23 protein-coding genes are annotated in these 24,755 nt (G+C 46.6%); 16 read left to right on the top strand and 7 right to left on the bottom strand.

The window, feature by feature from the left end:
• Positions 1–171: 171 nt before the first annotated feature.
• The 9 genes from BIT28_RS27120 (at position 172) to cobB (ending at position 9,964) form a co-directional block, all read left to right on the top strand.
• A complete protein-coding gene (locus BIT28_RS27120) occupies positions 172–648 on the top strand; it encodes a DUF3305 domain-containing protein (RefSeq protein ID WP_075768073.1) in 477 nt (158 codons plus the stop codon).
• Positions 638–1,351, top strand: coding sequence for a DUF3306 domain-containing protein (locus tag BIT28_RS27115; protein ID WP_075768072.1), 714 nt, complete (start codon positions 638–640; stop codon positions 1,349–1,351). Before BIT28_RS27120 ends, BIT28_RS27115 begins: the two co-directional genes overlap by 11 nt.
• Positions 1,352–1,680: 329 nt before the next feature.
• The gene (locus BIT28_RS27110) at positions 1,681–3,402 is read left to right on the top strand and encodes a 4Fe-4S dicluster domain-containing protein (protein WP_075768071.1); all 1,722 of its coding nucleotides are present in this window, start codon (positions 1,681–1,683) and stop codon (positions 3,400–3,402) included.
• Positions 3,403–3,412: 10 nt separating this feature from the next.
• A complete protein-coding gene (locus BIT28_RS27105) occupies positions 3,413–4,030 on the top strand; it encodes a TorD/DmsD family molecular chaperone (protein WP_425439656.1) in 618 nt (205 codons plus the stop codon).
• Positions 4,031–4,139: 109 nt separating this feature from the next.
• Positions 4,140–4,355, top strand: coding sequence for a formate dehydrogenase subunit or accessory protein (locus tag BIT28_RS27100; protein WP_075768070.1), 216 nt, complete (start codon positions 4,140–4,142; stop codon positions 4,353–4,355).
• Between the two features lie 13 nt (positions 4,356–4,368).
• Complete coding sequence (locus tag BIT28_RS27095) at positions 4,369–7,224, top strand: formate dehydrogenase subunit alpha (protein ID WP_075768069.1); 2,856 nt, start codon at positions 4,369–4,371, stop codon at positions 7,222–7,224.
• Positions 7,225–7,236: 12 nt separating this feature from the next.
• Entirely contained in the window at positions 7,237–7,854 is a 618-nt protein-coding gene (fdh3B, locus tag BIT28_RS27090) for a formate dehydrogenase FDH3 subunit beta (protein ID WP_075768068.1), read from the top strand.
• Positions 7,855–7,959: 105 nt separating this feature from the next.
• On the top strand, positions 7,960–9,030 hold the full coding sequence (locus tag BIT28_RS27085) for a formate dehydrogenase subunit gamma (RefSeq protein ID WP_075768067.1): 1,071 nt from the start codon (positions 7,960–7,962) through the stop codon (positions 9,028–9,030).
• Between the two features lie 223 nt (positions 9,031–9,253).
• Positions 9,254–9,964 (top strand): Sir2 family NAD+-dependent deacetylase, encoded by a 711-nt coding sequence (gene cobB, locus BIT28_RS27080; protein ID WP_075768066.1) that lies wholly within the window; start codon positions 9,254–9,256, stop codon positions 9,962–9,964.
• Between the two features lie 351 nt (positions 9,965–10,315).
• Here cobB and BIT28_RS27075 read toward each other — a convergent pair whose 3' ends face one another.
• Positions 10,316–10,741, bottom strand: a complete 426-nt coding sequence (locus BIT28_RS27075; protein ID WP_075768065.1) for a PACE efflux transporter — start codon at positions 10,739–10,741, stop codon at positions 10,316–10,318.
• A gap of 90 nt (positions 10,742–10,831) precedes the next feature.
• On the opposite strand from BIT28_RS27075, the gene BIT28_RS27070 reads away from it, so the two are divergent.
• Positions 10,832–11,707 (top strand): LysR family transcriptional regulator, encoded by an 876-nt coding sequence (locus BIT28_RS27070; RefSeq protein WP_075768064.1) that lies wholly within the window; start codon positions 10,832–10,834, stop codon positions 11,705–11,707.
• Positions 11,708–11,795: 88 nt separating this feature from the next.
• Here the strand turns inward: BIT28_RS27070 and BIT28_RS27065 are convergent, their stop codons facing one another.
• The 5 genes from BIT28_RS27065 to potA form a co-directional block, all read right to left on the bottom strand.
• Complete coding sequence (locus BIT28_RS27065) at positions 11,796–12,797, bottom strand: extracellular solute-binding protein (RefSeq protein ID WP_425439659.1); 1,002 nt, start codon at positions 12,795–12,797, stop codon at positions 11,796–11,798.
• Positions 12,798–13,262: 465 nt separating this feature from the next.
• Positions 13,263–14,294 (bottom strand): extracellular solute-binding protein, encoded by a 1,032-nt coding sequence (locus BIT28_RS27060; protein ID WP_075768062.1) that lies wholly within the window; start codon positions 14,292–14,294, stop codon positions 13,263–13,265.
• 117 nt (positions 14,295–14,411) lie between these two features.
• Positions 14,412–15,182: a spermidine/putrescine ABC transporter permease PotC gene (gene potC, locus BIT28_RS27055; RefSeq protein WP_075768061.1), complete on the bottom strand. Its 771-nt coding sequence runs from the start codon at positions 15,180–15,182 to the stop codon at positions 14,412–14,414.
• Positions 15,182–16,039, bottom strand: a complete 858-nt coding sequence (potB, locus tag BIT28_RS27050) for a spermidine/putrescine ABC transporter permease PotB (RefSeq protein WP_075768060.1) — start codon at positions 16,037–16,039, stop codon at positions 15,182–15,184. Before potB ends, potC begins: the two co-directional genes overlap by 1 nt.
• Positions 16,023–17,141 carry a spermidine/putrescine ABC transporter ATP-binding protein PotA gene (gene potA, locus BIT28_RS27045; RefSeq protein WP_075768059.1) on the bottom strand — a complete coding sequence of 373 codons (1,119 nt, stop codon included), beginning with the start codon at positions 17,139–17,141 and terminating at the stop codon, positions 16,023–16,025. The genes potB and potA overlap by 17 nt, the downstream gene beginning before the upstream one ends.
• Before the next feature lie 443 nt (positions 17,142–17,584).
• Here potA and BIT28_RS27040 point away from each other — a divergent pair, with 443 nt between their 5' ends.
• The 4 genes from BIT28_RS27040 to pepT all read left to right on the top strand — a co-directional run bounded on the left by BIT28_RS27040 (position 17,585) and on the right by pepT (position 21,471).
• Complete coding sequence (locus BIT28_RS27040; RefSeq protein ID WP_075768058.1) at positions 17,585–18,382, top strand: hypothetical protein; 798 nt, start codon at positions 17,585–17,587, stop codon at positions 18,380–18,382.
• Positions 18,379–19,185, top strand: coding sequence for a glucosaminidase domain-containing protein (locus BIT28_RS27035; protein ID WP_075768057.1), 807 nt, complete (start codon positions 18,379–18,381; stop codon positions 19,183–19,185). The genes BIT28_RS27040 and BIT28_RS27035 overlap by 4 nt, the downstream gene beginning before the upstream one ends.
• Before the next feature lie 3 nt (positions 19,186–19,188).
• Positions 19,189–19,851 carry a DUF2987 domain-containing protein gene (locus tag BIT28_RS27030; RefSeq protein ID WP_075768056.1) on the top strand — a complete coding sequence of 221 codons (663 nt, stop codon included), beginning with the start codon at positions 19,189–19,191 and terminating at the stop codon, positions 19,849–19,851.
• A gap of 390 nt (positions 19,852–20,241) precedes the next feature.
• Positions 20,242–21,471 carry a peptidase T gene (pepT, locus tag BIT28_RS27025; RefSeq protein WP_075768055.1) on the top strand — a complete coding sequence of 410 codons (1,230 nt, stop codon included), beginning with the start codon at positions 20,242–20,244 and terminating at the stop codon, positions 21,469–21,471.
• 102 nt (positions 21,472–21,573) lie between these two features.
• On the opposite strand, the gene BIT28_RS27020 is transcribed toward pepT, so the two are convergent.
• The gene (locus tag BIT28_RS27020) at positions 21,574–23,349 is read right to left on the bottom strand and encodes an acyl-CoA dehydrogenase family protein (protein ID WP_217696669.1); all 1,776 of its coding nucleotides are present in this window, start codon (positions 23,347–23,349) and stop codon (positions 21,574–21,576) included.
• Between the two features lie 259 nt (positions 23,350–23,608).
• On the opposite strand from BIT28_RS27020, the gene BIT28_RS27015 reads away from it, so the two are divergent.
• Both BIT28_RS27015 and BIT28_RS27010 read left to right on the top strand, forming a co-directional pair.
• Positions 23,609–24,013: an MbcA/ParS/Xre antitoxin family protein gene (locus tag BIT28_RS27015; RefSeq protein ID WP_075768054.1), complete on the top strand. Its 405-nt coding sequence runs from the start codon at positions 23,609–23,611 to the stop codon at positions 24,011–24,013.
• Entirely contained in the window at positions 24,014–24,694 is a 681-nt protein-coding gene (locus BIT28_RS27010; protein ID WP_075768053.1) for an RES family NAD+ phosphorylase, read from the top strand.
• Positions 24,695–24,755 lie beyond the last annotated feature (61 nt).

The raw sequence follows: 24,755 nt of genomic DNA, 5'->3' as shown, positions 1-24,755 counted from the left end.
GTTTATGGCCAGACATGCTTTCTTATGTCGTTAGTAGTTTCACAGTCTAGCAAACATCATTCCAATTATATGAGACCGGCATGTAGAAATGCGCGCTTAAACTGAAGTTGGTCTGATAATTGCTTTGTGTGCCTTATTCAAGAGTAAACGAGTAATGATTAAGGAGCGCATGTGCCAGATTTGCATAAAGATGAATCCATATGGCCGATAGCCTTTCGTTTGGCCTCTGAAGAGAAGCAAGTTGGTCGCTGGACGACCTTGTCCTGGTCTGTTGAAGATGTCTGTCTTTACGATCAGGACAAAAAGAATGAAGTTGCCCAATCAGATGGTGGCTACGTCCTTCCATTGGAACTCTACCGTGATGAGCGTACCGAATATCGCTTTAATCTGAGCTCTCAGGATCCGCACTTATTCATTGTTTGTGAAGAGGAGAATGAGCAGCTATCCCCGCTATTGGTTACTGCAGCACAAAGCGTGGCGGGCAGTTATATGGATGGTGATTATCAAGTTCTGCATATTCAAATCCCGCTTCAGGTTCAGGCTTGGATGGAAGCTTTTATTGGCCGTCATGGCGAGTTAATTGAGTTCAGGCGCAAGCGTTGTAAAGACAAAAGTAAAGACAAAAAAGGGCGCTCTAGTGGCAACTAATTTTTTCCAGCGTTGGTCAAGCAGAAAGCTGGCATCGTGTGAAGCCGCTGTTGAGAAAGAAGATGCTGTTGAGTCTGATGCGGATTCCTTTCTAAGTGAAGACACTGCGAGCTTAAGCCAAGTTACTGAGGCAACAGATAAATCATCACCTGAAGTTGATTCATGTGCAGGGGCTAATCCATCGAAAGATGGAGACGAGGAAAGTGGAGCAGAAGTGCTGACACTGAAAGATGTTGCCAATGTAACCTTTGATGGCGGAGTCACGTCGTTTATGAGAACGGGTGTTGATAAGTCTGTGAAGAAGGCGGCATTGCGTAAGCTGTTTCACTCAGACGAGTTTAACTATGTCAGTGATATGGATGATCACACGGAAGACTTTTCCAATGTCCCTACCTTGGATTCCGGTGTGACCAAACAGCTTCGAAACTGGGTGAATCAGGCGTCAGAAAAGCTAGAAGAAGTGTCAGAACAGCTGGACGCTTCAGAGCAACTGGATCAGACAGCTTCTGATGACTGTGAAGCGACAAACTCGGCTATCGCTGATCATCAAGCGTTTTCGAAACCGGCTGAATCAACAGCGTTTGTGTCTCAAGAGACTCCGGTCCAAGCAGCATCGATTCAAGACGCACCTAGCCCTACCTTGTCAGAAGAGGTTTCTTTTGATGAGTCAGGGGCGTCCGATGAGCATTTAGCAAGCAGTTAAACACTCGCTATTTATAAAAAGAAAAGTCAGTTGAAACGAAAAATAAGGCAGCAGAACTGAAGTTGGGACAAAAAGGGAATAATACCCTTAAAAAAGATCGGGACATTTTGGCGCACTGCTCAAAAATGGCTAGGACAAATTGTCCCATAATGAGTGGTTCAAACTGCCTCTTTCTGACTTTAGTTCCCTTTAGGTCATTTTATTCCGTGAAAAGTTGGTTCGGTTATTGCTCTTATAAGGGCTATGAAGCGTCCTGTTTATAAAACCCTTTATTAAACAAGAAGCTTCAATCGGCACTGACTGACGGTGACGAGTAGACAGGAATAAGAATGTTAAAAAGTACACTAGAAGCATTTTCTGACAAGAACGGACAAGCACGACAAACTGCTATTGCAGGTACTGTCGAGCTGTCAAACCTGATCCCGCCTACGGTTTCTTATGAAAGCCGCGGGAATGTGTTGCTGATTGGTGAGCAAGAAACGATCACTGCACTGAAATCTCAATTTTCGGCGCTGAACTCGGTGACGTTGCTTGCGACAGAACAATCAGCCAAAGCAGATATGGCAAGTAAAGGTGAGAACCTGTATTTCAGCTCTCAGGTAAAGGTTAAAGGTTACCTTGGGGCGTTCGAAGTAACTTGCCGTGTGGGTGGTATTAATTCGGGCTCTGCATCAGAAGCAAATGCAGAAACTGAGAATACGGAAGCCTTCGCGAACTTGGCCAAAATAGCGATTGGTCGTGATTGTTTTGATCTTGTTGTTGATATGACGCCTGAAGGGGTTGTTGAAACAGAAATCCCGGCTCCGGGGTATTATGGTGTGGGTGCGGGAAAGGCGAAACTGGCGAATGTTGTTGAAGATCTTCCCGATATGCTGGGAACATTCGATAAGCCAAAGTATTTTCGTCTCAACCCGGATCTTTGTGCCCATTCGTCACGTGGTGTAAGCGGTTGTGATCGCTGTGTAGACGCGTGTCCGGCGGGTGCATTGTCCAGTAATGGCCATGCCATTGAAATCAATCCCTACCTTTGTCAGGGCGTAGGAACTTGTGCGACGGCTTGCCCTACAGAAGCCATTAGCTATGCACTGCCTGATCCTGATAATACTCAGCATTTTGTATCCCGATTATTAAACCGTTATCAGCAAGAAGGGGGAGAAAAACCCACTCTGCTTATATATGGCAATCGAGATGAGCAATATGTTGTGAATGCACTTGCCAAGCTTCCTTCTACAGTTATTCCTGTGGCGCTGGAAGAGTTGGCAACCGTAGGAATTGATACTTGGTTTTCAGCCTTGGCCTATGGCGCTCATCAAGTGCTTCTGGCAACGAACACGGCTTATATTCCTGTCACTATTGATCGCGTTCTGTCTGACGAGCTTTCGGTTGCTCAGACATTTCTTACCGTGCTTGGCTATAAGGCCGACCGGATTGCATTATTTGATCTCGCCTCGGCGGCATCATTTAAGCCTTTCGATACGCCTTTGTTACCAACTGCAACAACATCTTCTGTTGAGCGCCTCGAAGGCAGCAAGCGAGAGAAACTCTTTGCGGTACTTGAGTTGCTGTATAGCGCTGCAGAGAAAAAGCCTGTCCGTTCAGACGTGCCTGCCAATGCACCATATGGTTCGGTGGAATGCCAATCGGATGATTGCACTTTATGTATGGGATGCGTGGCGGTATGTCCGACCCGCGCTTTGCATGCTATTGGCGATCGTCCGGGGCTGCTATTCATTGAAGAAGACTGTGTGCAATGCGGAATGTGTGAAAAAGCTTGTCCAGAAAAGGTGATTGCACTGAAGCCGGGCCTTAACTGGAACAAAGCGGAGCGTCAGGAAGCGCGTGTTGTTTATGAGGAAGAAGCGGCTTGTTGTACAAGTTGCGGTAACCCATTTGCTCCGGCATCTATGGTGAAAATGCTAACTGAAAAGTTACAAGGTCACTCTCAATTCCAGGGAGAAGCCATTCGCCGTCTGGCTATGTGTGAAGACTGTCGCGTACGTGATGTCTTTTCCAAGATCGACGCTGATCCTGAAAGTCAGTTAAGGGTGTAAGGAGCTAAGTATGGTTCAACAAATGGAACAACCGATGGTAAATCAGCCACAACACGAAGAAACGTCACTGCGTATCGAGATCTACGCCATGCTTGCGCATCTGATGCGTCAGGCACCGGATGAAAACGTCCTGAACTGGCTGGCCGATCTGAACGTGGATACATCTGAGCATCAAACCACTGAGATGGCAGCAGCCTGGCCGTTACTAAAACTGGCTGCGCAAAAAGCCAATCTGATTGCTGTTGAAGAAGAGTATCAGGATCTGTTTATCGGTATCGGCCGTGGTGAAATTGTGCCATTTGGGTCTTGGTATCTAACCGGTTCCTTGATGGAAATGCCTTTGGCTCACTTGCGTCGAGATCTGGTCCAGCTGGGTTTCGAACGTGATGAGTCAGTGAAAGAGCCGGAAGACCACATTGCTGCGCTGCTGGAAGTGATGGCGATGCTGGTGGAGGGCGGTGATGAGCATCTGCAAAAAACTTTCTTTAACCGCCATATCGCAACCTGGTTTGAGCGGTTATGTGCCGATATGAAAGCCGCCGAGAGTGCCGTGTTCTACTGCGCGGTGGGCGAGCTGGCTTTGCAATTTTTAACGGTAGAGAAAACGCGTTTTATTGAAGTGAACTAGAGTTTTCTGATTTTACTTTTTGTAACGACGTAATTAGAAAAAACATAAGAATCGATTCCCGATGAACATGCTTTGGTCATCAGGAACAACGATAAAGGAGCAAGCTTTTATGAGTGAGCAAAACAAAGCTATTCATAATGAAACTGATCAAAGCCGTCGCCAATTGTTGAAGAGCATTGGTTTGACTGCGGCTGCTGGAGCTGTTGCTGCCGGTACGACAACCGTTGCCAAGGCAGCGGTAGAGACGCCGGAACAGAAGAACGAAAACAACTCAACAGGCTATCGCGAAACTCAGCATGTTCGTGATTACTACGAAACCTTGTAAGGCGGAGCAATAAATGAAACTGACTAAACGTTCCGACAAAGTGAGCAAGGATGAAAACCAGCTAGGTATTTCTCGTCGTTCCTTTATCCGAAACACATCCCTGGCAGCGGCTGGTGGTGTTGCTGGTGCCAGCATGTTTGCACCGGGTATGATGAAAAAAGCCCAGGCGAAATCGGTCGACCCGAAAGCCCCTGTGGAAGTTAAGCGTACTATTTGTTCTCACTGTTCTGTGGGCTGTGGTATTTACGCCGAAGTACAAGAAGGTGTCTGGACTGGCCAAGAACCCGCTTTTGACCATCCTTTTAATGCTGGTGGACACTGTGCTAAAGGTGCCGCGCTACGTGAACACGGTCATGGTGAGCGCCGCGTTAAATACCCGATGAAACTGGTCAACGGTAAGTGGAAAAAGCTGAGCTGGGAGCAGGCGCTGGAAGAAGTTAGCCAGCAAGTGCTGAAAATCCGCGAAGAATCAGGCCCGGATTCAGTTTACTGGCTGGGCTCTGCAAAACACAATAATGAGCAGGCGTATCTGTTCCGTAAGATGGTATCGCTTTGGGGAACCAACAACGTTGACCATCAGGCGCGTATCTGTCACTCGACAACGGTAGCCGGTGTTGCCAATACCTGGGGTTACGGCGCGATGACCAACTCGCTGAACGACATGCACAACTGTAAGTCGATTCTGTTTATCGGCTCGAATGCCGCTGAAGCGCACCCGGTTGCGATGCAGCATATCCTGATCGCCAAAGAGCGTAACAGCTGTAAGATTGTTGTTGCCGATCCGCGCCGTACCCGTACTGCGGCTAAAGCCGATCATTATGTGTCGCTTCGCCCGGGATCGGATGTCGCCTTTATTTGGGGTATTTTGTACCACGTATTTAAGAATGGCTGGGAAGACAAAGAATTCATTCGCCAGCGTGTCTGGGGTATGGATGAAGTGCGTGCCGAAGTGGCCAAGTGGACACCGGAAGAAGTTGAGCGTGTCAGTGGTGTGCCTGAAGCTGAAGTGTATAAAACGGCGAAGATGCTGTCAGAGAACCGTCCTGGCTGTGTTGTCTGGTGTATGGGTGGTACTCAGCACACCACAGGTAACAACAACACGCGTGCCTACTGCATTTTAGAGCTGGCGCTTGGTAACATGGGTAAAGCTGGTGGTGGTGCCAATATTTTCCGCGGTCACGATAACGTACAGGGCGCAACCGACTTTGGCGTTCTGTCTGACAATCTGCCTGGCTACTACGGCCTGTCCGAAGGTGCGTGGAAACACTGGGCTGGCGTGTGGGACGTTGATTACGAATGGCTGAAAGGGCGTTTTGACCAAGCTGACTATCGTGGCAAGAAACCAATGAACAACGCCGGTATTCCTGTATCGCGTTGGATTGACGGCGTGCTGGAAGATAAAGCCAACATCGAGCAGAACGACAACATCCGCGCCATGTTCTACTGGGGACATGCGGTGAACTCCCAGACTCGTGGCCCGGAAATGCGCACAGCAATGGGCAAGCTGGACATGATGGTTATTGTTGATCCGTACCCGGGTGTTGCGGCGGTAATGAACGGCCGTACCGATAATGTCTACTTGCTGCCAGCGACAACTCAGTTTGAAACGACTGGCTCTGTTACGGCGACAAACCGTTCGATTCAGTGGCGTGATCAAGTTATTGAGCCGTTATTCGAATCTAAACCAGATCACGAAATTATGTACCTGCTGTCGAAAAAGCTTGGTCTTGCCGATCAGCTGTTCAAGCACATTAAAGTAGAAAATAATCAGCCGGTGATTGAAGACATTACTCGTGAATTCAACAAAGGTATGTGGACAATTGGTTATACCGGCCAGAGCCCAGAGCGTCTAAAGGCACACCAGCAGAACTGGCATACCTTCCACAAAACGTCTCTTGAAGCTGAAGGCGGTGTAGCTGACGGTGAAACATACGGTCTGCCTTGGCCGTGTTGGGGGACGCCTGAGATGAAACACCCGGGTACCCATATTCTTTACGATACATCTAAAACGGTTGCCCAAGGTGGCGGTAATTTCCGTGCCCGTTTTGGTGTTGAGCGAAATGGTGAAAGCCTGCTGGCTGATGACAGCTACTCGCTAGGTTGTGAACTGGAAGACGGTTATCCGGAGTTCAGTGACAAGATGCTCAAGCAACTTGGTTGGTGGAATGAACTGACCGCCGAGGAAAAAGCGGCTGCCGAAGGGAAAAACTGGAAAACAGACGTGTCTGGTGGTATTCAGCGTGTTGCGATCAAGCATGGCTGTATCCCTTACGGTAACGCCAAAGCGCGTGCTGTTGTCTGGACTTTCCCGGATGCAGTGCCGCTACACCGTGAGCCACTTTACACACCTCGCCGTGATTTGGTGACAGATTACCCGACATGGAATGACAGCGAGGCGATGTTCCGTCTTCCGACTCTGTATAAGTCAATTCAGGACAAAGACGTGTCTGGCGAGTACCCGATCATCCTGACCTCTGGTCGTCTGGTTGAGTACGAGGGTGGTGGTGACGAAACCCGCTCTAACCCTTGGCTGGCCGAGCTGCAGCAAGAAATGTTTGTTGAGGTTAACCCGAAAGATGCCAACGATCTTGGCTTCCGCGATGGTGACATGGTGTGGGTTGAAGGTGCCGAGAAGGGCCGTATCCACGTTAAGGCGATGGTAACTCGCCGGGTGAAACCTGGCTTGGCCTTCATTCCGTTCCACTTCGGTGGAAAATTCCAGGGTGAAGACTTACGAGGAAACTACCCAGAAGGTTCCGCACCGTTTATTTCCGGTGAATCTGCAAACATTGCAACCACATATGGCTACGATCCTGTCACTCAGATGCAGGAAACCAAAGTAACCCTATGTAAGATCTCTAAAGCGTAAGGAGTCATTCTGATGGCACGTATGAAATTTCTTTGTGACTCTAAACGTTGTATCGAGTGCAACGGTTGTGTTACCGCCTGTAAAAACGAAAACGATGATGCGCTTGAGTGGGGCATCCAACGACGCCGCGTTGTTACCCTTAATGATGGTGAGCCGGGAGAAACCTCGATCTCGGTGGCCTGCATGCACTGTAGTGATGCGCCTTGTATGGCGGTGTGCCCTGCAGACTGCTTCGAACAAACCGAAGACGGCATTGTTCGCCACAACAAAGATCTGTGTATCGGCTGTGGCTACTGCTTGTTCGCCTGTCCATTCGGCGCACCTCAGTTCCCTAAACACGGCGCGTTTGCCGAGCGCGGCAAGATGGACAAGTGTACCTTCTGTGCCGGTGGTCCGGGTGTCGAGCCTGGTTCGCATGAAGAGAAGCAGAAGTACGGCGCCAACCGTATTGCAGAAGGCAAGCTGCCGATGTGTGCATCTTTGTGTTCGACCAAGGCGCTGCTTGCTGGCGATGCGGCCAAAATCTCCGATATCTACCGCGAGCGTGTGGTCGCTCGTGGAGCGAAAGAGGCGGGATGGGCCAATGCCGATGATCTTGCCTATGATGCCGGCGAGGTTCGCAAGGCTTAAGCATCTAGCTAAGTCTGGTGCGTAAAGCACTGAACGGTTTCAGCCTGCGTGCGGGCTGAAACCATTATTGAGTAAAACTGTTTTTACAAACAGTCGGGAGTATTAATGACTAAGCGAATTCAACGCTGGTTTACTTTATTGGTTACTGCATTCATGCTGACGTTTTCGCTGTCAGTATTGGCCAGTACTGAGACCAGCCAACAATCTGATAATACGCGCTTGGGCGAATCTGTGATTCAGAAAGAAATCGTAGGCTTTGCCGGCGCTGACTATTGGCGCATGGTCAAGGATGGTCAGGAAGGGTATACCACATCACAGTCACCGGAGCATGGTGTACTTATCTCTGTCCCGGGGCAGACGTGGTTTATCCTCAAAGAGAAGTGGATGTCTCCGTTGGGAGCATTGGCTATTTTTGGCAGTCTGGCATTAGTTGCTTTGGCATATGTAACCATCGGGCCGCTAAAGCTCAGCAAGCCTAAAACCGGACGCAAGATCAAACGCTGGAGTCGTCTGGACAGGGCATTGCACTGGAGCATGGCGTTTACGTTTTTGACATTGGCCTTCAGTGGCCTGACGCTGGTTTATGGTAAACATTTTATCAAGCCGGTGGTGCCTTCAGAGTTATGGGGCTGGATAATCTATATTGCCAAGCAATATCATAATTATATCGGTCCGATTTTTGCCTTCTTGCTTCTCGCTGTGCTAATCAAATGGTGGCGCAAGAGCATCTTTAACATGGTGGATGTTAAATGGTTCATGAAGATGGGCGGCATGGTTGGCAAGCACAAAGGCACCCATCCTTCTGCTGGCTTCTCTAATGGTGGTGAGAAGGCTATCTTTTGGCTGCTGATCTTCTTCGGTATCTTTATTACTGCGAGTGGTTTCATTTTAGACTTCCCAATCTTTGGCCAGACACGTCGCGATATGGAATTATCGAACCTTGTTCATATGTTCTCGGCACTGATATTGATCTGTGGTTTTGTTTTCCATATCTATATTGGTCTGTTTGGTATGGAAGCGGCACTTGATGGCATGATCACGGGTGAAGTCGACGAGACCTGGGCGAAAGAACACCATGACCTGTGGTATGAAGAGGTAAAAGATTTACCAGAAAACCAGCCGGGCTATGATGAGAAGCTTGAAGCTTCGAAGAAGCCAACTCAGGACAATGCATAGTTATTTTATTTCTTGCAGGTTCCTGAAAAGACAAACAAAGCCGGTGAGCGCTCCTCACCGGCTTTGTTTCGTTTGGTGAGCCGCACTATGGACAATAGCCTTAATGCACTATAACTTTATGAGTATAACCTCTAAACATTAGACTAATGTCGAATACTTTTAACTTATAACCTTATGAAAACAGTGATATAAATAGCTTATACAAGCTGAAAAGGACGTATCTATGCTTTTCCCGTATCGTAATATCGTGATTCTGACCGGCGCCGGCATTTCAGCTGAATCGGGCATTCGTACTTTCCGTGATCAAGATGGATTGTGGGAAAATCATCATATCGAGGATATCGCGACCCCTGAAGGATACCGCCGAAACCCATCTTTGGTTCAAGAGTTCTACAATCAACGTCGCCAGCAACTCGAGGGTGGTACAGTAGCCCCAAACGCAGCCCATTTGGCGTTGGCCAAGCTCGAGCGTGAACTGGAAGGGCAAGTAACCGTTGTTACCCAAAATATTGATAACCTTCATGAGGCAGCAGGAACAAGTAATATTATTCACATGCATGGTGAGCTCTTAAAGGCGCAGTGTAGTAGCACTGGTCAGAGTGTAGCCTGGAGTGGGGACATTTCTCTTGATGATCATTGTCATTGCTGTCAGATGCCAGCACCAATGCGCCCGAATGTGGTGTGGTTTGGTGAGATGCCGATTGGCATGGATCGCATTCATGAAGCGTTGATGAAAGCCGATTTGTTTATTTCGATTGGTACTTCTGGCGCAGTGTATCCCGCAGCAGGCTTTGTCCATGAGGCGGCTATGCATGGTGCACACACGGTAGAGCTCAATCTTGAGCCGAGTGAAGTTGAAAGTGAGTTTGCTGAAAAGCGCTATGGTCCTGCTTCCGTGTTGGTTCCGGAATTTGTGGATCAAATTCTGTCTTAGCACTCTGCGTTTTATTTAAACACTAAGCCCGTGGATATACCCAAACTAACCCAAGATGCAGGATTCAGAGTGAGACCAGCGTGTTCAGTTCAAGGAAAATAACGGTAGGAATGGTAGCCCCTTTTNAACCCAAGATGCAGGATTCAGAGTGAGACCAGCGTGTTCAGTTCAAGGAAAATAACGGTAGGAATGGTAGCCCCTTTTAACGTTATTTGACACAGAAATGGGCGCGCTGGCTCACTCCCAAAGGGCGAGTTTACTTGGCTTCTATGCGTTGTTACCGATTATTAATTTAGAGCAACTTGAGCTAGTTTGGGTATATTAAACAACCACGGGCTTTTGCTTTATTACTTATGAAGTGACAGCTTTTCGTGTTGTTATTTTTGAGCGTACTTGATCGTAAGCCCAGTTATAGATGATTGAGTAAACTAAAAAGAAGATAACAATACCCAGATCAAGTACGAATACTGTCCAGAAATCCATTTGTAGCACCCACATTAATAGCGGAATTGTAACGATCAGCAAGCCTGCTTCAAAGCCAAATCCGTGTGCGATACGCATGCCTAGCTTTCGTGATAAACGATCGTGACCAAAAATATGGTCGAAGCCTAAGTTGTAGACGTAGTTCCAGGCCATCGCCAATAGCGATAAGACAATTGCAATACCGCCAACAACACCTGGGTTGTGGGAAGTAAACAGCTTCGCTGCAACCATTAGGATGAATAATGCAATCGCTTCAAAAAGCAGGCTGTGCAAGATACGTTCTTTAACTGACATGGGTTAATACTCTTAAGGGATAATCTATGCAGCCAATGTATCTTAATATATGATTAGATCTAGTTAGTTAATATCATAATTTGTGATGATATGTATAATCTCGATCAGTTGAACATGTTTGTTACGGCTGCGAAGCTGGGTTCTTTTTCAGCATGCGCCAGAAAGTTAGGTAAAGTGCAGTCTGCAGTAAGCCAGGGGATTTCTAATCTGGAAATTGACCTTGATGTGACTCTTTTTGACAGGAGTACCCGCAAGCCGAGCTTAACCAATGAAGGCAAGCACCTGCTGACTTTTGCCGAGGCGATCTTGCAACAGGCTTACGAGCTTGAAAGTGCGGCAAAGGCGCTAACCAACAATGAAGAGACCCAGTTAACACTTGCTATCGAAGATAGCCTGCAAGTTGCACGCTTTTATAAGATTATTGATGACTTTTCGCATCGGTTCCCTGCAACATCATTGAATATTATGACGATGTCCAGTAGTGACATTATTCAATACGTGGTGGCTGGAAAAGCGAATATCGGTGTCATTTTGAGTGATATGACGTTTCTTAAAGAGACGGATATCTGCTATATCGGTAACTTGTCGTTTGTTCCTGTTGTTTGTAAAACACATCCGCTAGCAAGTTTAAAGAGCGTTACTCCTGCGGATCTGATCCCTCACCGACAACTGATGATTAGGGGGACAAATGGAGTACACCAGGCGCATTTACAGCCGGTTTCATCGCAGATCTGGTACGGCAATGACTACCGTGCGTTGTTGAAAAGTGTCGAAATGGGGTTAGGCTGGACTTACATGCCAAAGCATCTTGTTGAACAGGATGTTTCCTGTCAACTGCATATACTTCCGGTAACATTCGACTATAAAGACTGGTCAGTTCCGATTGAGTACATCACACCGAAAGATTGCAGTATGGGCCCGGCAGCTAAGTGGTTATGCCAAGCCATAAATACCTTGTTGGATTAGTCTGGAGTGAAAAAAGATGAAAAAAACCCAAGCAGCAGCTTGGGTTTTGGTCATCTAATCGGCTTTAAGCTAGTGATAGCGTTCGCTATTACTGGCCCGCTTTCAGCTTCTGGTAGTATTCTTCGTAGATGGTGTTAGCAGTACCTACGCTGTTCTGCCATTCACCTGCGTCCAACACATCCTGAGGTGGGAAGATGTTGGTGTCGTTAACAAACTCTGCTGGAAGTAGTTTCTTCGCTGAGGCAACAGGTGTTGGGTAACCGATTTCCTGAGCAACTTTTGCCGCATTTTCCGGACGTAGCAGGAAGTCGATCATCTTATGAGCCGCATCGACGTTTTTGGCACCCGCTGGAATTGACAGGCTGTCCATCCAGAAAATAGCGCCTTCTTTTGGCCATACGATTTCGATCTCGGCACCTTCCTGGCGAGCCATGTATGCAGAGCCATTCCAAAGCATGCCTAGTGATGTTTCGCCAGCCATGTATGGGTTAGCAGGGTAGTCTGAGTTGAATACCAATACATTTGGCATTAGCTTCTTCAGCTCTTCATAGGCTGCTTTGATTTCGTCAGGGTTCTGGGTGTTCGCAGAGTAGCCTAGCTTGCGAAGTGCGATGTGGAAGAACTCGCGAGCATCATCCATCATCATTAGCTGACCTTCCCACTTAGGATCCCAGAAATCACTCCAAGAGCTGACTTCAGCCTTGTCCATCATTTCTGTGTTGACACCGATACCGGTCGCGCCCCAAATGTAAGGGATAGAGTAGTCGTTGCTTGGGTCAAATGGTTTGTGCAGGTAGTTTGGATCAAGCTCATCAAAGTTTGATAGCTTGGAGCGATCAATTTTCTTCAGCATGCCTTCGTCGCGCATTTTAGAGACGTAGTATGTTGAAGGAACGACGAGATCGTAGCCTGTGCCGTGGGTTTTTAGCTTGGCGTACATGGTTTCGTTCGACTCATAAGTCGAATAAATCACCTTAATGCCCGTTTCTTTCGTGAACTGTTCCAATACTTCACTTGGAATGTATTCAGACCAGTTGTAGAAATACAGCTCTTCATCTGCAGCTGCTGCAACATTCGAAAACATTGCCATTGCGCAAATACCACCGGCCACTAAGGAAGACCATTTTTTCATTTTATTATGCTCCTAACTATCAGGATATGTTGAGAGTTATCTCCAGCGAATGTACTAAACAATAAACGCCAAATTGCAAATAAATGCGTATGGCTGTTAGGTACTAACCGCTTCTCCTACATGCAAAAGAAATCCCATGACTCCAGAGAGCCATTTTCTTTTATTTAATATACCCAAACTACTTCAAGGTGCTTGTTCAGCGAGAATTACTTGGTTACTAGGCTAGGCACCGATTTGAAAATCTAGTGGTCCTAAATTAATAGTCGGTAACAACGCATAGTCACCAAGTAAACTCGCCCTTTGGGAGTGAACCTTGCGGTAGCTTGGGTATATGACTATAAACAGACGATTTAAAAGGAGATTATAGCAGATAGGTTTATGATTAAGGCAACCAAATATTATCTGGTTGCCTCATATGCAGAATTACTGAGCGGCTTTTAGTTCCAGGAAGTAATTTTCATAGCGAATATTCATTTCGCCAACAGCGTCCTGCCATTCACCACGATCTAGATCTTCCTGAGGTGGGAAGAGCGTCGGGTTGTCTTTGTACTTGTCATTCGACGCCTTGACTGCGGTAAGATAACCGGTTTCTTCCGAAATCTTGGCCGCGATATCCGGGCGAAGCAGGAAGTCGATCATCTTATGGGCGGCATCAACGTTTTCAGCGTTCTTGGCAATAGCCAGGCTATCGACCCAGAAAATACCGCCTTCTTTAGGCCAGACAAGCTCAATTGGCAGGCCTTCTTTTTGCGCTGCGGCTGCCGAGCCGTTCCAGAGCATGCCCAAGCCGACTTCACCGGCAAGGTAGGGTGCTGCCGGGTTATCGGAGTTGAATACCAACACATTCGGCATCAGCTTCTTCAGCTCTTCATAAGCCTCGTCGATTTGCTTTGGATCCGTCGTGTTACCAGAGTAACCCAACTTTCGAAGGGCAATATGGAATACTTCACGGGTATCATCCATCAGCATCAACTGGCCTTCGAGCTCAGGGTTCCACAGATCGGCCCAGCTATCGAAGTCGGCCGGATCGTACATATCTGTATTTACGGCCAGTCCGGTCATCGCGATTACATGGGGGATGGAGTAGTCGTTGTTCGGATCAAAAGGCTTATCCAGATAATTCTTATCAAGCTCTTGGAAGTTAGTTAGCTTTGATTTATCGATTTTCTGTAACATGCCTTCATCGCGCATTTTGGCAACGAAGTAAGTGGATGGCACAACCAGATCGTAACCTTTCGGGTGTGCTTTCAACTTGGCGTACATAGTCTCGTTCGACTCGTAAGTCGAATAAATCACTTTAATACCAGTCTCTTTAGTAAACTGCTCCCTTAGCTCTGTAGAGATATAAGGGCCCCAGTTCATAAAAACTAATTCTTTATCAGCAGCATTCGAAAAGGTTGAGAACATCGCTGCTGCACAAGCAGTACCGGTCAGAAAAGCGGACCATTTTTTCATTTGTTTATCATCTCCAAAACCCCAGCAGGGTATTGATAAAAAACAAGTGATTAATCGGCTGACTAATCACTTGCAGTATCTGGCACAAGGCCAATTATAAAACTGAGCTAGATTACTTTATTTAATCTTCTCTCTGGCGAGTAACTGCGAGCAAATAACCAGAACCAGAGACACAATAAGCATTATCGTGGCTAGTGCATTCACTTCCGGTGAAATTCCCACTTTGACCATTGAGTAAATCTTCAATGGCAAGATCTCGTAGGACGGCCCGGTCACGAATGAGCTAACAATTACATCATCCAGAGACAGGGTAAAGCTTAGCAGCCAGCCCGCAGCAACAGCCGGTTTTGCCAGCGGCAGAATAATTTGCTTCAGGATCACCCACTCGCTGGCGCCAAGATCGCGCGCTGCTTCAAGCATCTTTACATCAAACCCTTTCAGTCGGCTGTAGACCGTGACTACCACGAAAGGCAGACAGAAGGTGATGTGAGAGAGCAGCAGCGTCAGGAAGCCCAGCTCGGCACCTACCAGAATAAACAGTGCCAATAACGAGATAGCCATAACAATGTCTGGCGACATCATGACGACAAACAGCATGCCGTTGACGAAATGTTTGCCGCGAAACTGATAGCGGAACAGGGCAACGGCCGTCAGGCTCCCGATAATGGCTGCGGCTGTCGCTGAAAACACTGCGATATTCAGCGAGTGCCAGGCTGCCTGCATCAGGCTGTCATTATTGACCAGATGCTCATACCACTTGGTTGTAAAGCCACCCCATTTCATACCAAACTTGCTGGCATTAAAGGAGTTCACGATCAGAATAATAATCGGTGTATACAGGAAAGCATACACCACAGCCATCAGACTGAATTTAAATACGCGTCCCATTATTCCAGTTCCACTTTACGGTTAAGCAACTTGCCTGCACGGTAGTAGGCATACAACATGACAGCCATCGCCATGGTCAGGGCGATACTCGTAGCTGCACCAAACGGCCAGTCACGGGCATTGAGAACCTGACTCTTGATGACATTACCAATCAATAGGTTCTTCGCTCCGCCAAGCAGGTCAGAGACATAGAACATACCCAGTGCCGGCAATAATACCAGCAGACAGCCTGCGATAATGCCCGGCATTGTCAACGGGATGATCACTTTCGTAAATGTCTGCAACTTATTGGCACCGAGGTCTCGAGCTGCCTCGATATAGTTATGATCCAGCTTTTCGATGGCCGAATAGAGCGGCAGGACCATAAACGGCAGCAGAATGTAGACCAGGCCAACCATCACGGCATACTCGGTGTACATAATGCGGATCGGCTTGTCGATAATGTCGAGATAGAGCAGGGCATTGTTGAATACACCGCGTGTTCCAAGCATGATTTTCAGGCCATAGGTGCGGATCAGTGAGTTGGTCCAAAAAGGAACAATCACCAGAAACAGCATAAATGGCCGCCACTTGACCGGCATCTTTGCAATCGCGTAGGCAAATGGATAACCGATGACCAGGCAAAGCAGGGTCGCCACCAGCGCCATATAAAACGAATGCAGCATTACTTTGGCGTATAGCGGATCGAATAACCGAATATAGTTATCGAGCGTAAACGTCATTTCTATCAGGTTTGCATCATCACGGGTCAGAAAACTGGTTCCGATGATCATCAGGTTGGGAATAAAGACAAACAGCAATAACCAACTGACAATAACAGTAATGATGATGTTCTGAAGATTAAGCTTCTTGTTCATCTGCAAGTACCACTTCCCAACTTTCCACCCAGGTAATCGCCACTTTTTGGTCAAGCGAGTGATCAACATCAGGATCATCTTCATTGAAGAACTCGCTAACCATGACAGAGGTGCCAGATTCCAGCTCAACAACGGAATCAAGAGTCATCCCCTTGTAGGTACGCTCACGTACGTAGCCGACGATGCCATTCGCTGTTTCGTCATTATTGATTTCTTCCAGGCGAATATCTTCCGGGCGCAGCAGGACTTTGACCTTGTCACCATTCTCAACGGGCAGTTTGCAGTGCAGTAGCGACGAGCGGTCTTCGACATTCGCCAGAATACGGTTTTCGTCAAGACGCTCTTTAACCGTCGCATCAAAGACATTGATCTCGCCAATGAAGCGCGCAACAAACAGGTTCTTTGGCTCTTCGTAGATTTCACGCGGCGAACCATCTTGTTCGATGTTGCCGTCACGCATAACAATGATGCGATCTGACATCGACAGGGCTTCTTCCTGATCGTGGGTAACGAAGATAAACGTGATCCCCAGTTTACGCTGTAGCTGTTTCAGCTCGATCTGCATCTGCTTACGTAGTTTGTAATCAAGCGCAGACAAAGATTCATCAAGCAGCAGTACTTTTGGCTTGTTAACAACGGCGCGGGCAATCGCTACACGCTGTTGCTGTCCACCAGATAGCTGATGGGGTTTACGAGAGGCAAAACTCTCAAGCTGCACCATACATAGCGCTTCAGTAACACGAGGCTCAATTTCGCTCTCAGCAACTTTTTGCATGCGCAATCCAAACGCTACATTTTCAAATACTGTCATATGCGGAAATAGCGCATAGCTTTGGAAAACAGTATTAACATGGCGGTTTTCCGCTGGGATCTCGGTGACGTCTTGATTGTCAATCATCACCTGACCGGCATCAGCATTTTCAAAACCTGCAATGAGGCGTAAAACAGTCGTTTTACCGCAGCCTGACGGACCAAGAATAGTCAGGAACTCACCATCATTAACGTTTAGATCAAGACCAGTGATGATTTGCTTGCCATCGAAGCCTTTGCTCAGCCCTTTTAGCTGAATCACTGGTTTTTTAGTTGTTTGTGCAGCGTTCAATTCTACGTTATCTCCACCTAGGGGGTTCACTGTGTCACCCCGACAGAAAGGCTAATTTTAGGAGGCGCATAATAGACCTCTAACTTAGTAATTCAAAGCGTTTTTTCATGGTTTTTTTAGCTAATTTTCAACCGCAAAAAATAATAGTCAGATTGATTAAAATGAACTCGGTAATGCACGCTATTTTTAACAATAAAATCAAGGGTAAACCTACTATTACAGTGAAGCACCGCAGCTACTAAGCATAGATTAAAAATGCCAACGAACAGACTTGGCTGCCAATTATGCTTTAACCGAGAATAAGAGGTGATTTCTATGAAGGAGGGGTTATAGATTGCTTTGTTAATACCTATTTAACAATTAAGTGCTAGTTCGATTTTTATATAGAGGCCGGCTAGCGTACAATCACGTCACTATGATTACTGATTAGTTGATAAAACAGAATGAACAACAAAACTTTCCATGTCGGTGGCTCGATCGACAAAGCCATGAAGGGTGACTCTGAACTTCAGGCTTTTGCAATACTTCAGGAAGCCTGGAAGGTAACGGCCAAGAATTTTCTCTCGTTTCTCCCTGCAATTATCGGTTTGTTTTTGGCCCAGGTTGCGCTGTTGATGCTTGGCCTGCAGGTACAGCTTGGTGATGCCTCACTTTTCTTTGAGGCGATTGTGACAGGCGGTGAGATTTCCTCGGAAATTGTTCAGGCGGGCTACATGGCGAACTTTTGGTCAGATGTACTGAGTGCCCCGCTATATGTAGGTGTTAGCCTGATGGCCCTGAACCACGCTGTCGGCTTGCCAACCAAACCTAGCCACTTGGTTAAAGGCTTCCCGTTCACCCTGGTATCTGTTGTGACCATGCTGTTGACTTCGTCGCTGCAGGGGGTTGGTAATGCTATTTTCCCACTAATCGGCTTGTTCCTTTCTATGGGCTTTAGTATGGCGATCATACTGGTGTGTGAGAAGCGCGTTACCCCGTTGAAAGCGATTCAGTACTCGTTGGTGGCTACGGTGAGAAAACTTATGCCGCTAACCGCTATTTATCTGGTCGTGCTGATCATGTTCTTCATTTCTTTTGCAACAGCCGGCGTTGGCCTTATCTGGACCATACCGTTTTTCTTCAATGTTAAGGGGATTGTCTACCGTAACTTGTTCGGAATTACGCTGCAGGTAACATCAATGAAAAAGGGCAGTGACGACGACAACTCGACAACAGGTGACTCTAAGGTCTTTAACGCGTGATAAAAACAACAAAAAAACTTGCGCTATTGGCGCTGATCACAGGCCTGGCCGGCTGTGGCGAAACTCTTCCGGAGAACCCGTTAACAGAAGCTGTCGACGACACGAAAATTAAAGCGTCATACACATCTAAACCTGATTTTCGAGCTTTTAAGGATGTAAACCAGAAGAAAGCGGCTTTCTTTGATTTTCTTCGACCTGCTGTTGAGCATGAGAACAAGCGGGTTGAAAGAGAGCGGCAGTTTTTGTTGAGCATTCAGGCCAAGCTTGACTCGGGTGACAAGCTCGATAGCGAAGAGTACGACTACGCGGCCAAGCTCGGCAAAATGTATCAGGTTGCGCTAGAGGGAGACAGTGCGGCTAAAACTATCGCCAAGTCATGGCTCAACGAAATGCTGAATCGTGTCGATGTGCTACCTGAAGAGCTGGTATTAAGCCAGGCTGCCAATGAATCGGGGTGGGGTACATCACGCTTTGCTGTTGAAGGTAATAACTATTTTGGTCAATGGTGTTATCGTGCAGGTTGCGGTTTAGTACCGGCTTCACGCACAAATGGCGCAACCCATGAAGTGGCGGTGTTTGATTCGGCGTATCTGTCTGTACAGGCATACTTTATGAACGTGAACCGAAATCGTGCCTACGTTGATTTGCGCGATATTCGAGCGGCTCAGCGTCGTACCGGCCAGATGATTGAAGGCACCAAGCTGGCTGAAGGACTAAGCCGTTATTCGGAACGTGGTCAGGCGTATGTTGATGAAATACAGTCGATGATCAGACATAACAATAAATACTGGCGCCAAGGATAAAGGATGAAGTTAACCCATTGGCTTTTAGCTGGCATGTTTGCCACAGCGTCTGTCTATGCTCAGGACGCTTCTGCCCAAAATATAGAAATGCGTTATAGCTCGCTCTACGGCAAGCTGAAACAGAATGTCAAAGAAGGCCATGAGGATGTGCGTATTGCCTTTTTCTTGTTAAATCAGGAAGACGGTAATGTTTGTACTGTTCATAAGGGCTCGATGCGCAAAGAAAAACACTACGAGGAGTTGGTGATCCCCGAGAACAATGAACTGGTTGTTCCCATCGACTCTAACCTGCGTCAGGCTAACCCGGATGTGACGTTTGTGATTGATGATGGCATCACTTGCGACCTTTCTATGCAGGTTATTGCAAACAAAGACTATGGGCAAAGTATTAACCAGGCAGAAATTGCTACCCTTGCTCCGCAGATGGATAAACTGTTATCTGACCTAGGCGGGATGTTCTCAAGCTGGTTTATGCCGGAAGTGGGCGGCGTGGTGGTTCATTTCGCGAATGATGTCAGTGAGCCTATTCGCCTTTCTGGCGGTAAGACAATTTCGGTGAAGGATAACAAGGCGGTTATTAAGCTGGCTGAGCTTACCGAAGGTGAGGAAGTTAAGTTTCCTCAGCGCGCCGTGAAGGTAACGCCCTGGATCCCGCAAGGAAGCTAATTCGTAAGAAAATTAGGCCCGCAAGGTAGCTCTTCCTTATAGCAAACACATAAAAAATCAGGCTAATGAAATTAGCCTGATTTTTTTTATGCTGTTTCCTGTGCATGCCAATTAACTGTCTCTAAGTGAATAAAGTCTATGAAACTCATTTGCGGTAGTGATATTAACCTATAGTCATATTGATATAGACACGATTTCAATAGCTATAAAGTAGTTTAAGTCTCAAATATTGGAACAAATTTATACATTTCACTGAAAAACTGATTCATCGCAATTCATTTTGCTGCCGGCTCCCTGATACTTGCCCGGTACTTTTTGAGGCAAGCAGTATATGAATAGCGCCTTATTAAGGATCAGCACTTCTAACTTACCAATACGAATGAGTGAGACATGGATAAATTAATTGAGAGATTTCTGCGTTACGTGAGCTTTGAGACTCAATCTAACTCATCAGTCGACCACTGCCCGAGTACTGAAGGGCAGCGAGTGCTAGCAGAACAGATTAAAAAAGAACTTATTGAACTCGAGCTGTCCGACGTTGAGTTGGACGAAAATGGTTACCTGACAGCTCGTTTGCCAGCAAACGTTGAACATGACGTGCCGGCTATTGGCTTTATTGCACACATGGACACCGCGCCGGATGCATCCGGTAAAGATGTAAAACCTCAGATCGTTGAAAACTATCAGGGCGGTGATATTGCCTTGGGTATTGGCGATGAGGTGCTCTCACCAATTCAGTATCCGGATCTGAACAAGTTACACGGTCACAATATTATTACCACTGACGGTACAACGTTATTGGGTGCTGATAACAAGGCCGGTATCGCTGAAATCATTACCGCCGTTGCCTACCTTAAAGCACATCCAGAAATCAAACACGGTGAAATCTGTATTGGGTTCACACCTGATGAAGAGATTGGTCGTGGCGCCAACCTGTTCAATGTAGAGAAGTTTGGTGCTAAATGGGCGTACACCATTGATGGTGGCCCGGTTGGCGAGCTTGAGTTTGAGAACTTCAATGCATCATCCGCTGATGTTATTTGCCATGGGGTCAACGTACACCCAGGCACAGCGAAAGATAAGATGATCAATGCCATGAACATCGCTGCTCAGTTCCAGCTTATGATGCCTACCGAAGAAACGCCTGAGTGCACTGAAGGCTACGAGGGCTTCTATCATTTGGTTGCTATGGAAGGTGGTGTAGCTAAAACAGAGTTGAACTACATTCTTCGTGATTTTGATGGTGAAGGTCTTGAGCGCCGTAAGGTTTTCATGCAGGAGAAAGTCGACGAGCTGAATAGCAAGCTGAAGAAAGGTCGTGTTGAGCTGAAGATCACTGACAGCTACCGCAACATGCGTGAAATGGTTGAGCCTCATCCGCACGTTATCGAGCTTGCCAAAGATGCGATGATCGAGTGTGATGTACAGCCATTGATCAAGCCAATCCGTGGCGGTACAGACGGTGCACGTTTGTCATTCATGGATCTGCCATGTCCAAATATCTTTACTGGCGGTTATAACTTCCACGGCATTCACGAGTTTATTACTGTTGAAGGTATGGAACAGGCAGTAAAAGTGATTGTTAAAGTGGCTGAAAAGACTGCAGCTCGCTATCAATAACTTGCACTAGCTCAGACTAGGCGAGTAGGGTAACTGACGAGAGCCTGCCATATATCGGCAGGCTCTTTTTTGTCAGCGTTTCCGCACTTCTTTAATCCTGTGTTATGGGTTCATCTCGTATTGATCTTTAGTGACATTCACGTAGTTGTCCCACATTCGTTGGTAACGGACATTGTCCACATGTGGACGTTTTATCATTCGCTCACAAATCTTTTGTTGGATCAGAGTTGCACTCGACTTGGCACTCAACTGTAGAGCAAATTTGGAAAAATCCCGGATCATGACATCAAAGATTTGCTCGATAATGTCATCATCAAGGTTGGTTAGTTTGGCTTCTTCCAGGATGAGTTGTCCATAGACCACCAATGTAAATAATTCGCCGAGATTTAACAGGAAGTCGAAATCTTTTGTCTGCTCTTTATTCGGCTTACCCAGCAGCAGCAGGATCTTCAACAGGCGAATTTGCTTTTTGAATATCTTCACATTGGGGGAGTCAAATTCACCATACACTTCTCGATAATCATGAAAACGTGTTTTGCCAAGCCCCTTGGTGGCACCCTGATTAAACAGAAAGTCATCATTGGTTGCCAGCTTCATCTTAGGCGCGTCTGAGAACTTTCCGGGTTTAAAGAAATAATTACCCATAAACTTCAATATTAAGGCCATATTGACATGCACGGTACCTTCAAGCTTCGGTAGAGCGCGAATATCCCTTACCGCCATCTCGAAGTACATGTTCTTTTCAAAGCCTTTTGCGGCAATAACATCCCACAGCAAGTTCATCACTTCCTCACCCTGGGTGGTGACTTTCATTTTTACCATTGGCGTAAACAGGAGGTAGCGACGATCATCAGGGCCAGCAATTCGCATATAATCAATTGCGCGCTGGGCAAACATTTTCATCGCCGTAAGGCGGGCATAGGCTTCGGTGAACAGCAGTTTGATATGGACAAAATCAGTGACATAGTGATCAAAAAGACGTCGGTGCGAGGCATGGTTAATAGCTTCATAGAAGGAGTGGGTGCAGATGCCGATTGATGCCCAGCCAAGGTTGAATTTGCCGATGTTGACTGTATTTAAAGCCATATCCCAGGCATCACGACCTTTGGCCAGTATGTCTTCTTCCCGGATGGGGTAATCATTTAGGTGGTATTCGGCGACATAGTTTTGTGAGTTAACAACATTTTGAACTAGCTGGTAATTATCGTGTTGCGAGTCCACGACGAAAAAGACGTACTCGTCGGTATCAGCGAGTTTGCCGAAGGTAGAGACCAGTGCTGCCTTATTACCGTTACCAATGTAGTATTTGCCGCCGTTTGCTCGGTAGCTACCATCTTCTTGCGGTGTTAAAACCATATCACTGGCGTAGATATCGGCACCATGTTCCTTTTCCGATAATCCAAAAGCAAATATGCCACCATCCTGTAACAGTTGAACTGCTTTCTTTTTTACGTGCTCGTTATCACTGATCCAGATTGGCCCCAGGCCCAGGATACTGACTTGCCAGGTATACCAGTGCGCCAACCCATAAAAGCCTAGTACTTCATTGAGTGCGCAGTTGCGAAATGTATCCCACCGGGTATTTTCATCGCCAAAGGAACTGGGAGTAAGGAGAGTTGCAAATAGCTGTTCTTTTTTCACAAACGCTAGAAAATCTGCGTACCAAAGACGTTCATGATCATCTTCTTTTAGTTTTGCTTTTCCTCGTTGTTCAAAAAATTCGATGGTTTTCTTTAACAGTGTTTGTGAGTATTCATCGAGGTATTCGTAATTTTCAGTTTTTGGGTTGAGTAACACGCTCTGTGTGTTAGTCGATGAACGGTGTTTCGTTGTTTGCTTTTTTATAAAGAAGTTTTTGGGTAGATCTAGCATTTTCATTGTAGCTCTCCAAATTGCTGTAAGAGTTACTTCCTAAAAAACTGCGCAATAGCGTCATATTCATAATTAAGGGTAAACCAAGGAGAGCTATTCGACATGAGTAATTACTCTATTGTGGAAATGATCACATCTTTATAACTAACGGCCGCTTAAGAGCATCGGGCTAGTTGCATTTAAAACAAGTGCGGCTTCCTCCATTTATGTACATTTCATCTATAATTGTATATAAATAAACAAACGACTTTAGTGAGAGGTGCTTATGAACGCATCCCATGCGGTACAAGGGCAGTCAATGCCAGAGGCGGGTAACATGGTGCTACCGGTTATTTTTAATATTCTTGATAAGTGGGCTTGTACCCAGGCACAGCAGATGGCCATTCTTGGCCTGGCGAGTCGCTCTACGTTGAACAAGTATCGTAGTCATCCAGAGTCAGCTAAGGTGTCGAAGGATCTGCTGGAGCGGATGAGTTATATACTCAATATTCACAAATGTCTTCGGATCATGTTTACCGCTGAAGAGAGTGTGTACCAATGGGTTCAGAAGCCCAACTCTCATCCGTTTTTTGCTGGTCGCTCGGCAATGGATATCATGGTTCAGGGCAAAGTGGTTGACTTATATCAGGTAGCATCTCGTCTGAATGCCTGGCGAGGTGGAAAGTCGTAGATGAGCCATCCAGTGAAATCCTTCAGTGATCAGCATTGTTATCGTCTGATCCCATCGAAATATCCGCCCATTAATTTGTATGAAGATGTGGCTGAGCCTGAACAGCTTGAGGCGATATTTGCTGTCGAGGCCATAACTAATCCTCGCCTTTCGGAAGAGGTCGGTAATTTTTCACAAATCCCACTTGAAGAACGCTTAGTGGGGATCCCGCATTGCAGTTATGTGATGGCTGCTTTTACTCATGTCAGCCCGGATGGAGCGCGATTTAACACCGCCGACTACGGGGCTTACTATGCAGCACCGGATGTGAATACCGCCATAAAAGAAACTGTTCATCATATGGAGCGGGTGATGGGGTACACTCAGGAACCTGCACAGGATATTCAGATGCGTTGTATCGATGCCAGGTTTAATGCAGCATTGGTTGATCTTACAGAGCAGCAATACCTCGACCAAAACATTTACCATCCGACAAACTATTCCCACTCGCAAATGCTGGCTACTGAAATCAAGGCGCTGAAAGGCGACGGGATCGTTTATCAGTCAGTTCGCCATCAGGGGTATGATTGCTATGCGCTCTTTAAACCGAGCTTAGTCACTAAAGTCTGCCAGACTAAACACTACACCTATAAGTGGAATGGAGTATCGGTGAATTCTGTGCTGGAAATTAATTTAGTTTGAGTTCTAAACCCAAGCAACATCAAGTGATTAGCAAAAAAAAGCGCCAGTTAAAATTAACTGG

Source organism: Photobacterium proteolyticum (genome assembly GCF_001939735.1).
In the GTDB taxonomy this organism is placed as follows: domain Bacteria; phylum Pseudomonadota; class Gammaproteobacteria; order Enterobacterales; family Vibrionaceae; genus Photobacterium; species Photobacterium proteolyticum.
This window is presented reverse-complemented; position numbering and strand designations above follow the sequence as displayed.

Excerpts from the sequence above, each read along its gene's own strand:
- pepT (WP_075768055.1), top strand. The coding sequence starts at position 20,242 with ATGGATAAATTAATTGAGAGATTTCTGCGTTACGTGAGCTTTGAGACT.
- BIT28_RS27075 (WP_075768065.1), bottom strand. The coding sequence starts at position 10,741 with ATGTCAGTTAAAGAACGTATCTTGCACAGCCTGCTTTTTGAAGCGATT.
- BIT28_RS27110 (WP_075768071.1), top strand. The coding sequence starts at position 1,681 with ATGTTAAAAAGTACACTAGAAGCATTTTCTGACAAGAACGGACAAGCA.
- BIT28_RS27040 (WP_075768058.1), top strand. The coding sequence starts at position 17,585 with ATGAACAACAAAACTTTCCATGTCGGTGGCTCGATCGACAAAGCCATG.
- BIT28_RS27105 (WP_425439656.1), top strand. The coding sequence starts at position 3,413 with ATGGTTCAACAAATGGAACAACCGATGGTAAATCAGCCACAACACGAA.
- potC (WP_075768061.1), bottom strand. The coding sequence starts at position 15,182 with ATGGGACGCGTATTTAAATTCAGTCTGATGGCTGTGGTGTATGCTTTC.
- BIT28_RS27100 (WP_075768070.1), top strand. The coding sequence starts at position 4,140 with ATGAGTGAGCAAAACAAAGCTATTCATAATGAAACTGATCAAAGCCGT.
- BIT28_RS27015 (WP_075768054.1), top strand. The coding sequence starts at position 23,609 with ATGAACGCATCCCATGCGGTACAAGGGCAGTCAATGCCAGAGGCGGGT.
- BIT28_RS27095 (WP_075768069.1), top strand. The coding sequence starts at position 4,369 with ATGAAACTGACTAAACGTTCCGACAAAGTGAGCAAGGATGAAAACCAG.
- potB (WP_075768060.1), bottom strand. The coding sequence starts at position 16,039 with ATGAACAAGAAGCTTAATCTTCAGAACATCATCATTACTGTTATTGTC.
- cobB (WP_075768066.1), top strand. The coding sequence starts at position 9,254 with ATGCTTTTCCCGTATCGTAATATCGTGATTCTGACCGGCGCCGGCATT.
- BIT28_RS27010 (WP_075768053.1), top strand. The coding sequence starts at position 24,014 with ATGAGCCATCCAGTGAAATCCTTCAGTGATCAGCATTGTTATCGTCTG.
- BIT28_RS27085 (WP_075768067.1), top strand. The coding sequence starts at position 7,960 with ATGACTAAGCGAATTCAACGCTGGTTTACTTTATTGGTTACTGCATTC.
- BIT28_RS27065 (WP_425439659.1), bottom strand. The coding sequence starts at position 12,797 with ATGGCAATGTTTTCGAATGTTGCAGCAGCTGCAGATGAAGAGCTGTAT.
- fdh3B (WP_075768068.1), top strand. The coding sequence starts at position 7,237 with ATGGCACGTATGAAATTTCTTTGTGACTCTAAACGTTGTATCGAGTGC.
- BIT28_RS27020 (WP_217696669.1), bottom strand. The coding sequence starts at position 23,349 with ATGAAAATGCTAGATCTACCCAAAAACTTCTTTATAAAAAAGCAAACA.
- BIT28_RS27030 (WP_075768056.1), top strand. The coding sequence starts at position 19,189 with ATGAAGTTAACCCATTGGCTTTTAGCTGGCATGTTTGCCACAGCGTCT.
- BIT28_RS27060 (WP_075768062.1), bottom strand. The coding sequence starts at position 14,294 with ATGAAAAAATGGTCCGCTTTTCTGACCGGTACTGCTTGTGCAGCAGCG.
- BIT28_RS27070 (WP_075768064.1), top strand. The coding sequence starts at position 10,832 with ATGTATAATCTCGATCAGTTGAACATGTTTGTTACGGCTGCGAAGCTG.